9 protein-coding genes and 1 riboswitch are annotated in these 11,419 nt (G+C 59.6%); of the genes, 6 read left to right on the forward strand and 3 right to left on the reverse strand.

The window, feature by feature from the left end; all coding sequences use genetic code 11:
* From FJY67_09175 to FJY67_09185, 3 genes are all read right to left on the reverse strand, one after another.
* Nucleotides 1–1,740, reverse strand: a 1,740-nt coding sequence (locus FJY67_09175; protein MBM3329622.1) for a hypothetical protein, incomplete at its 3' end; no start/stop codon positions are given.
* Between the two features lie 80 nt (nucleotides 1,741–1,820).
* On the reverse strand, nucleotides 1,821–2,252 hold the full coding sequence (locus tag FJY67_09180; GenBank protein ID MBM3329623.1) for a hypothetical protein: 432 nt from the start codon (nucleotides 2,250–2,252) through the stop codon (nucleotides 1,821–1,823).
* Nucleotides 2,253–2,447: 195 nt separating this feature from the next.
* The gene (locus FJY67_09185; GenBank protein ID MBM3329624.1) at nucleotides 2,448–3,467 is read right to left on the reverse strand and encodes a radical SAM protein; all 1,020 of its coding nucleotides are present in this window, start codon (nucleotides 3,465–3,467) and stop codon (nucleotides 2,448–2,450) included.
* Nucleotides 3,458–3,608: riboswitch (molybdenum cofactor riboswitch) on the reverse strand. It overlaps the preceding gene by 10 nt.
* A 101-nt stretch (nucleotides 3,609–3,709) precedes the next feature.
* Between FJY67_09185 and FJY67_09190 the strand changes: the two genes are divergently transcribed.
* The 6 genes from FJY67_09190 to FJY67_09215 all read left to right on the forward strand — a co-directional run.
* Entirely contained in the window at nucleotides 3,710–4,198 is a 489-nt protein-coding gene (locus FJY67_09190) for an Rrf2 family transcriptional regulator (protein ID MBM3329625.1), read from the forward strand.
* Nucleotides 4,051–5,094, forward strand: a complete 1,044-nt coding sequence (locus FJY67_09195) for a cytochrome c (protein ID MBM3329626.1) — start codon at nucleotides 4,051–4,053, stop codon at nucleotides 5,092–5,094. Before FJY67_09190 ends, FJY67_09195 begins: the two co-directional genes overlap by 148 nt.
* 67 nt (nucleotides 5,095–5,161) lie before the next feature.
* Nucleotides 5,162–8,905 carry a nitrate reductase subunit alpha gene (locus FJY67_09200; protein MBM3329627.1) on the forward strand — a complete coding sequence of 1,248 codons (3,744 nt, stop codon included), beginning with the start codon at nucleotides 5,162–5,164 and terminating at the stop codon, nucleotides 8,903–8,905.
* A gap of 120 nt (nucleotides 8,906–9,025) precedes the next feature.
* On the forward strand, nucleotides 9,026–10,516 hold the full coding sequence (narH, locus tag FJY67_09205) for a nitrate reductase subunit beta (GenBank protein MBM3329628.1): 1,491 nt from the start codon (nucleotides 9,026–9,028) through the stop codon (nucleotides 10,514–10,516).
* Between the two features lie 26 nt (nucleotides 10,517–10,542).
* The gene (locus tag FJY67_09210) at nucleotides 10,543–11,079 is read left to right on the forward strand and encodes a hypothetical protein (protein MBM3329629.1); all 537 of its coding nucleotides are present in this window, start codon (nucleotides 10,543–10,545) and stop codon (nucleotides 11,077–11,079) included.
* Nucleotides 11,066–11,419 (forward strand): respiratory nitrate reductase subunit gamma (locus FJY67_09215; GenBank protein ID MBM3329630.1); only part of this gene is annotated, 354 nt, incomplete at its 3' end. The genes FJY67_09210 and FJY67_09215, both read left to right, overlap by 14 nt.

Genomic DNA, 11,419 nt, shown 5'->3' on the forward strand with positions numbered 1-11,419 from the left:
TTCCTGCCGCGGCTCAAGGGAGATTTCGGGGAGATTGGGCTCAAAGGCCCGAATAACCCCCCGCACCTGAATCGCCCATTGGACGGAATCTGCGGGAATGGGATCGACGTTGGGGTCGAAGACCTTGGCTTTCAAGGCATAGCCGCCAGTCCGGTCGAACCGCTGAACGTGCTCCAGACCGAAACCGACCTCCTCCCTACGGTTAGCCGCAAGGTCTGCCAACTCCCAGTTCATTACGAGGTTTTCCCACGCCCCCTCATAAACAACCTCAATACCGAACGCGATATCATTAGCGCGTTGAATGGTAAAGTCGAGGGTATCCGGCGTGAAGGAAGATATGAAAAGATCAGTTACTTCCACCGCCCAGACGACTTCGACCGACCATTCACCGGCCGTTACGCGGCATACGACCGGGAAGGTGCCTCTTTCGTCAAATCGGATAGTGCAGGAAGTATCTTGCGAGCGGACGGTGTCGCGGTAGGTCCACTGATAGGACATTTCCTCGCCCTGCTGGTTGCGGGCGCGGACGAGGAAGTCGATGGTTTCGCCGGGGAGGACTTTAAGGAGGGAGTCTTCGGGTTCCTTGTGGAAGACGACCGGACCAAGAATGTCGGGTTCGAGGCGGACGATGATAGCGTCGTCGCCGTTTTCTTCTTCATTGCTCACCATCGAACCGCAGGCGACGATGACGTTGTTAGGCAGGGTGATGACGGAGGTCAGTTTATTGCTGGTGACATTTCCCATTCCAACCTGACCAACTATTTGATGAAAGTCCTTGCGCCAAACTAACTCACCGTTGGGCGATGTCCGATGGGCGATGGGATGGCTCGCACGAAGGAATTGACCTCGGAATATATCCGGAATCTCCCATCCTACTGCGACAAAGCCATCCGAAATCCTTGCAACACCGTAATTACGGTGTCCCGGAAGCACTTGCTCCGGGTAAACTTCATCGAACTGAATGTCTCCATCTGCACTAATTCCTGTTAAGCTTGTATATGCCCATCGGTAGCCTTCCCAGGGCCATCTATCCTCGCGAATTCCGCCCAAGGCATATCCGTTTGGACCGGAGACAATCGAATAGAAATGGCGACTTACTTCTGCATTGAGTATTCGATTCCAAATCTGCTCACCTTCGAAATTGCATCGGATTATCCAAGCGCCTGCGGCTGCCCGTCCGACAGCGATGACCCCCTCGTCGGTTTCCCGCAGTGCATAAAAGTCCTGATAGATGTTTCCTAATGGCGCATAGAAGCGATTCCATATGATCTCACCATTGGCATCGATGGCGGCTATTCTGCCACTGACATTTGTGGTTCTTCCACAACATACAAACTCCCCGCTCTTAAGTTCAATTACTGCATTAAACACTGTTTCCCCATAGGTTTCAACCCAGAGTACTTCTCCACCATCGGCACTCACACGCATCACTGCGGCCACCTGCTCGATGCCTCCAGCAATAATGAAATCACCATTATCGGCCTCGATTATCGAGCGCGGCATGAAGTCCCAGGTTTCGATAAGCCATATAATCTCGCCTTCTGTATCCATCCGGGCCAATATGCCACTTTCGCTACCGCGAACACCACATACAGCAAATTCGCCATTAGCAGCGGCGTAAATGTCCCGGAATTCGTCATTAGCACCGAAATCATAGTATCGAAGCAGATCTATTTCGGGTTCGGCCAAGACGACGCCAGCATAGGTGAGCGCGAACTGCACTATGGCTGAGATTCTCATAGCCTATGACTTGCTCAGGCTGTGCGTTGATTGGCTGGATTCCGCCTCATTGAGCCCCCATTGAGGTTCCAAAGCTTGTTTCAGTTGCCATCCCAATCATTGAAGACATCGTTTGAAGTCACACCTTGCCAATTTACGGCGACTTCAGCAGTTATGGGATCCGAATTGTCTGGACCGTCGATGACGTCTTGGCCATCCGAACTGAGCCTCGGATCGGGATTTGTCCAAACGAACTGGGCTATTGCGGCGTTGGCCGGGACATCAACCCAGTTAAGCGTGTAGACGGAGTAGTTGGAGTTAGGGGTCATTGACTGCCAGTCTGTAATGGGGATGCCGCCGGAATCGAGGAATCGAACTTGCACTTCAATGTCATATCGTTCTGCTTCCTGATCCCATTGGATCAGCATCTCGAGATCCAGGTCTGTCGCCCACGCCATATTAGGCAAGCCGAGCGTCAAGGTGAAGATGGCCATGGCGAGGCATACGAGCCGAAAGGTGAGACTGCGAGCCATTGAGCATTCCTTTCGCTGGGTAAGGATTGTCGGATGGCCCAGGCTGATGCCCAGGCTGAATAGAATATAGCATATGAAAGGCGGCAAGTCGATAGATCGGGAATGACTTGCATGGAAAATCTTGACCGATCTGGCCTAAATAGGTGATCCTGCAGCATAACTGGTCAGCGTGCCACATGCAAGGTCATCGCCCATTCACCCCCCGATCGCTATCATTGCTGTAGGTCCGGCCATAAAGTCCGGCGCCCGCTTGCCGGCTAAGTAACCCTCCAAAGCCGCTTCATTGACTACCAGGCACTTCGCCTTGCGTCCTTCGCCGCTCATTATCAGGAGCGGAAGCGCAATCGGGTCCATCAGGCACCTGCGCAGTCGGCCATGGCAGTCGAGTCGCAGCCGGTCGCAGTGGTCGCAAAAGGAGTGCGACTGCGGCGTGATCCAACCGGTTAAGGCGTCGCCGTCCGGGCCGACGGCTCGCATCCGGCGTGCCGGCGCTCCGGGTCTTCCCGGCACCGGTTCAAGCCGATAGGCTCCTTCAAGTTCACTTCGCACCTCACGTGCTGAAATGAACTCCTCCGCTGCAAACCAGGCCGCCGGGCCGACCGACATCAGTTCGATGAACCGCACCTCGACTCCCCGCTCACCGGCAAACCGGATTAGCGCCGGGACGTCCTCCCGCCAATGACTTCGCGTCAACACCGCGTTCAACTTGACCGGCTTCAACCCGGTTTCAATTGCGGCATCGATCCCGGCGAGCACCGACCCGATCCGGCCGCCGGTCATTTGCGTGAACCGCTCCGGATCCAAAGTGTCAAGCGAGACGTTCACCCGCGCCAGCCCGGCTTCCCTGAGAGGCTGAGCCAGTCGCGCCAACTTCGACCCGTTGGTGGTGAGCGATACCTCCTCTATATGAGGATACGCCGCGAGCCGCTCCACTAGTCCGACGACCCCCGGCCGCAGGAGCGGCTCGCCACCGGTGATCTTCACCCGTCGGATAGCACAAGCCTCGGTCAGGTAGCGGACGGCCTCCGCCAGTTCGTCGAGCGTCGGTAAGTGGTTATAAGGCGTCTTCGGCAGCCCGCCCGGAGGCGCGCAGTAGAGGCAGCGGAAGTCGCAGCGGTCGGTTACGGCGAGACGAAGGAGTTGGCCGCGCCGGGGAATGGCTTTCTCCGAGGCGGCCACCAGCCTTGTCGGATCCGGGAGTGATAGTGGCGGCAAAGTGATCTCCTTTCCAAAGTTGGGAGGCGGCCCTGTTTCCAAGGACGCCCTCACGGCGAGGTCGCGGTCTCCCGCTTCGCCGACGCCTCGGAGGCCGTAGTTGCCAGCCTTAGGCATCCGGGGTCGGAGGATTGATATCAAAGATAAATCTACACTTGGCGGCTTAGTCAGGGGAGGCAGGAGTTTTTTTGCGAAATTGCTTAAAAGACCGTTCCCCCTCTTGACAGCACGGCAGACAATCTATACATTGTTCATCAACAAGTCAAGAGTTTTCGCCCCGGAGTTTCGGCGTGCTCTCAACTACCTCGGAATACGCGGTACGGGCCCTTATCCATCTGGCCCGTCTGGAGGAGGGTGGAACCCTCCTCGGACGGGACCTCGCCCTCACCAGCGACATCCCCAACAACTACCTCGCCAAGATCCTGCTGGCTCTCAACAAGGTCGGCATCGTCGAAGCGTCCCGCGGCCCGGGCGGTGGCTACCGCCTCAAACGTCCGGCGGACACTATCACCCTGCTCGAGGTCGCCCGGGTCTTCGAGGGCGAAGCCGCCGTGCCGTCCTGCTTCCTTCAACATAGCCACCTCTGCACCGACGGCCAGCCCTGTTCGGCGCATCATGCCTGGAAGCGGGTCAAGAACACCTACACCGCCTTTCTGACCCGCACGACCATCGGCGGCATCGCTGCCCAGGTCGCACCCGACCTCCAAACCCCCCAAGAGGAACTCCGGTGAATGCACTACTATCAACCACACTCCTTCTGCTATGTGCCGCATCGAGCGCCATCGCGCAGGATCCGGCTCAATACTTCCGCCAGAACTGTGCCAGTTGTCACACCATCGGAGGTGGCCGGCTCACCGGTCCGGATCTGAAAGACGTTACGACTCGCGCCGACCGAATCTACCTCGCACGGTTCATAGCCAACCCCAAGGCGCTCATCGACTCCGGCGATCCCTATGCGGTCAAACTGAAGCAGGAATCGCGCGACGTCGTGATGCCGTCAATCCCGACCCTGAATCCCGATCTGATCACGGCTCTGCTCGACCTGATCGATGTTGAGTCGAAACTTGAGGTCTCGCAGTTCGTCGGACTGGCTATTGGCGACGAGCCATTCACACCGGCACAGATTGCCTATGGCGCAAGCCTATTCCTGGGCAAACAGCCTCTTTCGGGCGGCGGAGCAGCCTGCCTTTCCTGCCATACCGTCAATGGTTTGGGAGGCCTTTCAGGCGGGCGCCTCGGGCCTGACCTGACCCTCGTTTATGAGCGCCTGCAAGGCCGCAAGGCTCTCGCGTCATGGCTCAACGCCCCTGCGACGACGACGATGCAGCCGCTCTTTGCAAGTCATCCCTTTACCCAGGACGAGGTCGTCGCGCTTACCGCCTTCTTTGAGGAGACGGCCCGACACGGTGGTGAGGACCGCTCCCCGGCTGCGCTAAACTTCTTCATCATGGGCTTGGTCGGGATGTTCATTGCGCTGGCCCTTTTCGAAGTGATATGGCGGGGCCGGTTTCGCTCGGTGCGTAGAGCGCAAGTCGAAGCGAGCGCGCTCACCCGCGATGGTGAGTATCCCACGAAGAACAAGTTAACAAGTTGGAAAGTTGGCAAGTTCGACAGCTCAACGCATTGATTTCCGCTTTTGGATCGCCGGCGACTTTCCGACTTTCTGACTATTCAACTTTTATTCTACAACCACAATGAAATCTGCCGATTCCATTCCCTGGATCAAAGACGAGACCAACCCGGCTCTCCGCAGTTGGGAGGAGTTTTACCGCAACCGCTGGCAGCACGATAAGATCGTCCGCTCGACGCACGGCGTCAACTGCACCGGCAGTTGCTCGTGGTATATCCACGTCAAGGAGGGGATCGTCACCTGGGAGATGCAGGCGCTCGACTATCCGATGCTCGAGCCAGGCTTGCCCCCTTACGAGCCGCGTGGCTGTCAACGCGGTATCTCCTATTCGTGGTACCTTTACAGCCCGCTGCGGGTCAAATATCCCTACATCCGGGGCGCCCTGCTCGACCTCTGGAAGGAAGTGAAGGCCGAGATTTACGACCCGGTCGAAGCATGGGCGAAACTGATATCCGATCCTGACAAGCGCAAGCGGTTTCAACGCGCCCGCGGCAAGGGCGGCTTCCGTCGGGCCGATTGGAATACCGTTACCGAGATCATCAGCGCCTGCGCAGTCCACACCATCAAGACTCACGGCCCGGACCGGATCGCCGGCTTCTCGCCTATCCCGGCGATGTCTATGATAAGTTATGCCGGCGGCGCCAGGCTGATGCAACTACTCGGCGGCTGCAGCCTCTCCTTCTATGATTGGTATTGCGACCTCCCGCCGGCTTCGCCGGAAACCTGGGGTGAGCAGACCGACGTCCAAGAGTCAGCAGATTGGTATAACGCCAAACTGCTCGCCGTGATGGGTTCGAACCTCAACATGACCCGCACTCCGGACTGCCACTTCGCCGCCGAAGCGCGGCATAACGGGTCGAAGATGTGGGTCTTTGCGCCCGACTTTTCGCAAGTCTCGAAGTATGCCGACGAGTGGATCGGCCTCAACGCCGGACAGGACGGAGCCTGGTGGATGGCAGTCAACCACGTTCTGCTGACCGAATTCCATCACCGCAAGCCGACGCCCTACTTCATCGACTACGTAAAGAGATACACCGACTGCCCCTATCTCGTCGAACTGCTGCCGGTTACTCCCCCTCGCTCTGCGGGGGGGACGGAAGGGGGGGAAGCGCTCTACCGTCCCGGCCAGTTGCTCCGTGCCAACCGGCTTGCGCCCTATGCCCATATCGAGAACGGCGATTGGAAATTCCTGATGTGGGACAGCGCAACGGGAGCGCCAAAGATGCCGATGGGCTCGGGGGGCTTTCGCTGGGGCAGCGAAGGCGGCAAATGGAACCTTCTCCTGAAAGACGGGCTCGACGGCAAGGACATTAAACCGCAATTGACCTTCCTGCCCGATTCCGACGACGTGGTGCAAGCCCTCTTCGACGACTTCGCCGGAGCCGCCAGTCTAAAGCGCGGGGTTCCGGTCCGCCGGATTAGGTGTGCCGACGGTAGCGAGGTTGTTGTTGCGATGGTCTATGACCTCCTGATGGCGCAATATGGCGTCGCTCGCGGTCTCGCCGGCGACTACCCGAAAAACTACGACGACGCCGATTCGCCCTACACCCCGGCCTGGTCCGAGAAGTTCACCGGCATCGGACGCGAGACGCTTATCCGCTTCGCCCGCGAGTGGGGCACCACTGCCGAACTGACCAAGGGCAAGTGCACCATCATCATCGGCGCCGGGATTAACCACTGGTATCACGGCAACCTGATGTATCGCGCCGGGATCAACGCGCTGATGCTCTGCGGTTGCGTAGGTGTCAACGGCGGCGGCCTGGCGCACTATGTCGGGCAGGAGAAACTTGCTCCCGGCGAACCCTGGAGTGCCATCGCTTTTGCCCGTGACTGGTTCCCCGCTGCACGGCTCCAGAACGCTCCCAGTTGGCACTACGTCAACACCGACCAATGGCGTTACGAGCGTGCCTTCACCGACTATCATACCGTTCCGCCCCCCCCTCATTCCCCCCCGCTCAGCGGGGGGGACGCAAAGGGGGGCGAGACCTTCCTCGCCGCGGGCCACACCATCGACGTCCAGGTGAAGGCGGTCCGCAATGGGTGGCTCCCCTTCTACCCGCAGTTCAACCGCAACCCTATCGAGATCGTCCGCGAGGCTGAAGCCGCCGGAGCGAAGAACGAATCCGAGATCGTCGCCTGGGTCGTGGAGCAACTTCGCGCCCGCAAGTTGCAGTTCGCGGTCGAAGACCCCGATGCTCCGGAAAACTGGCCCCGGCTCTGGTTTATATGGCGCGGCAACGCCCTGATGTCCTCCTCCAAGGGCCACGAATACTTCCTGCGCCACTACCTCGGCACACACGACAACGCCATCGCCGAGGAGATAGCCGCTGGTTCAACCGCTGAAGTCGTCTGGCGCGACAAAGCCCCCCAGGGCAAGATGGACCTCGTCATCGATGTCAACTTCCGGATGGACACCTCGGCGCTCTATTCCGACATCATCCTGCCCGCTGCAACCTGGTATGAGAAAGCCGACCTCAACTCTACCGACCTGCATAGTTTCATCCATCCCCTCTCGGCGGCTGTTCCACCCTGTTGGGAGACCAAGAGCGATTGGCAGACCTTCCGCGCCATTGCGAAAAAGGTCGCCGAGTTGGCCCGGCGGCACCTGCCGGAGCCGGTGAAGGACCTGATCGCTTCGCCGCTGGCGCACGACACCGCTGCCGAGATCGCCCAGCCGGTTATGAAGGATTGGCTCGCTGCAGGTGAAGTCCCCCTCCCCGGTAAGACGATGCCCGGGCTCAAGGTCGTAAGCCGCGACTATACGAAGATCTACGAGCAATACGGCGCCTTTGGGCCACTCGCGCGCGACAACGGCCTCGGAGCGCACGGGACGCACTACCAGATCAAAGACGTCTATGAGGAGGCGGCAAAATCGCTCCCCACGGTCGTCGTCGGCGAGGAGCGGCTGCTCTCGATTGCCGAAGACGAACAGTCCTGCAATATCATCCTTCACTTCGCCACCGTCACCAATGGCGAACTGGCCTATCGCTCTTACAAGAATATGGAAGCGAAGGTCGGCCTGCCTCTGACGCCGCTGGTGGAACGTTATCGCGGCGTTCGCACCGATTACAAAGGTCTGCAGACGCGCCCCTTCCGGTTCGTCAACAGCCCGATGTGGTCCGGACTGATCGAAAATGGCCGCGCTTACAGCCCCTTCACTTACAACGTCGAAGCCCTCGTGCCGTGGCGCACCCTGACCGGCCGTCAGCACTTCTATCTCGACCATCCCGGTTACATCCAGTTTGGCGAGCACCTGCCGACCTACAAACCGAAGCCGCTGCCGGTGCAGTATGCCGACCTGATGTTCACCTCGAACAACCGGCAACCCGATCCGGATGGCACATCGCCGCGCGCCGTGATGCTCAACTACCTGACGCCGCACGGCAAGTGGCATATACACTCGACCTACGGCGACAACCAGCGGATGACGACCCTTTCGCGCGGCGTCGAGCCGTTCTGGATCAGCGAAGAAGACGCCGCCGCCATCGGCATCAACGACAACGACTGGGTCGAAGTCCACAACGACCACGGCGTCGTCGTCACGCGGGCGGTCGTCTCAGCGCGCATCCCAAAGGGCATTTGCATCCAGTATCACTCGCCGGAGCGGACCTATTCGGTGCCGAAATCGCCGCTTCGCAACGGCCGGCGGGCCGGCGGTCATAACAGCCTGACCCGGACGCGCCTCAAGCCGAATCTGATGGTCGGCGGTTACGGCCAGTTCACCTATCACTTCAACTATTGGGGCCCCGTCGGCTGCCAGCGCGACACCCACATTCTGGTGCGCAAACTGCCGGAGTTGAAGTGGTAACCCAATATACCCGTGCGGGAGGATGCCCTCGTCCGCCTGCCAGCAACCGGACGAGGGCGTCCGGTTGCACACCCAACTGGATTCCCGCCTGCGCGGGAATGACAACTCACTGAGAGCACAATGAACGTTCGCTCGCAAACATCGATGGTTTTCCACCTCGACAAGTGCATCGGCTGCCATACTTGCTCGATCGCTTGCAAAAATATCTGGACCGATCGCAAGGGCGCCGAGTATATGTGGTGGAACAACGTCGAAACCAAGCCCGGAGGGGGCTACCCGACCCGGTGGGAAGATCAGTCGAAGTTCGCAGGTGGGTGGGAAAAGTCGAACGGCGATATCCGTCTCCGCTCGACCGGGCGGGGCCGGATCGTCCCGAACATCTTCCACAACCCGCATATGCCGTCGATCGACGACTACTACGAGCCGTGGACTTACGATTACAAAGCCCTCTTCGACTCGCCAGAAGGCCCCGACCAGCCGACCGCGCGGCCGATCTCGATGATCACCGGTGAGCCGATCGACATCGAGTCCGGCCCCAACTGGGACGACGACCTGGGCGGTTCGCCGGTCTATGCCCGCAACGACCCCAACCTCGAGGCCCTCGACCCGGTCGTCCAGCAGCAACTCTTCGCCGTCGAGCGGCTCGTCTTCTTCTACTTCCCGCGCATCTGCAACCACTGCCTCAACCCGGCATGCGTCGCAGCGTGCCCGTCGGGAGCGCTCTACAAGCGCGGCGAAGACGGCATCGTCCTGCTCGATCAGAAACGTTGTCGCGCCTGGCGGTCGTGCGTCGCGGCGTGCCCTTATAAGAAAACCTTCTTCAACTGGCACACCGGCAAGTCCGAGAAGTGCATCCTCTGCTTCCCCCGCATAGAGACCGGCCAGGCACCGGCTTGCTTCCACTCCTGCGTCGGGCGGATTCGCTACCTCGGCGTCTTGCTCTACGACGCCTCGCGCCTCCACGACGTCGCCAACCTGCCCGACGCCGAACTGATCGACGGCCACCGTGAACTAATCCTCGATCCGCACCGCAGCGAGGTCGTCGAAGCCGCTCTTCGGTCGGGCGTCAGCGAGGCGATGATCGAAGCCGCGCAGAAGTCGCCTGTCTATCAGTTCGTCAAGGTCTGGAAGATGGCTCTCCCGCCGCACATCGAATATCGCACATTGCCGATGCTCTTCTATGTCCCGCCGATGTCTCCGGTGATGGCGTCGCGGCAGGAGAACGGCGTCGAAATGACCTCATCCGACCTCTTCCACGACATCAACCAATCGCGGGTGCCGGTGCAGTTCCTCGCCAGCCTCCTGGGCGCCGGTCAGGAAGGCAAGGTGCTCTACGCCCTGCGCAAACAGAAAGCCGTCCGCTGGTGGCGGCGGGCACTCACCGTCGGCGATGTGTCGCAGGAGACCGCCATCCGGATGCTGAAGGAAGCCGACTGCACCCCCGATGAAGCGGAGGCGATTTACAAACTGACCAGCCTCTGCACCTTCGACGACCGCTTCGTCATCCCGCCCGAGCACCGCGAGGAGGCAATCGAGGCGATGCAAGACCCCTTCGAGCGGCGCACCGAAGCCGGGTTCGGATTCCTGTCCGGACCGAGACGAGGGCTTTAATATTGCAAAATGAAGAGCGCAGAACTATGAACGAAAAGACCCTATCGGCTCTCGCCGGATTGCTCCGCTATCCGGAGAGTGATGCCGCACTGCGTTTGAATGGTCTGCGGTCGGCGTTGCCAGCAGCAGCCCTCCGTCCGCTGGAGGAATTTGAGGCGTCGCTTGCCGCGCTCAGCCTTAACGATCGGCAGGAACTTCACGTCCGGACCTTCGACTGGATTCCCGACCAGGCGCTCGAAGTCGGCTGGCATCTCTTCGGCGAAGACTACCAGCGGGGCGAGTTGATGGCTTACCTCGCAAAGCAGTTGCGCGAGCATAACCTCGACGCCGGCATCGAACTTCCCGACCACTTGACCAACGTCCTGTGCCTAATGGAGGTCTGGAAATCGGAAGAAGCCGGGGAGTTTGAATCGAAGTTCCTTCTGCCGGCGCTTGACAAGTTGACCGGGGCACTGCGGAAAGCTGAATGCCCCTACGTTCGGCTACTCGACGCAATCCGCGAGACCCTGAACGAAGAACGAAGCACGAAGAACAATCAACGGGCGAACCATGACCTGGCTTGACGGCATCTTGTTCGGGGTGCTCCCCTACGTGGCGCTGATCATCTTCTTCCTGATCACGATTCACCGCTACCGGGCGCAGACCTTCACCTACTCGAGCCTCTCGTCGCAGTTGCTCGAGAATCAGCAGCACTTCTGGGCGCTGGTGCCGTTTCACTACGGCATCCTGACCGTCCTGACCGGGCACATCGTCGCCTTTCTGATACCGCGTCAGGTGCTGCTGTTCAACGCTCGCCCTCTGCGGCTCTACCTGCTTGAGATTACCGGCCTCATCTTCGGCCTCCTGACGCTGGTCGGCCTTATCGCCATCATCGTCCGGAGGGTGACAGCCATCCGCGTCAAG

Source organism: Calditrichota bacterium (assembly GCA_016867835.1).
Lineage (GTDB): Bacteria > Electryoneota > AABM5-125-24 > Hatepunaeales > Hatepunaeaceae > VGIQ01.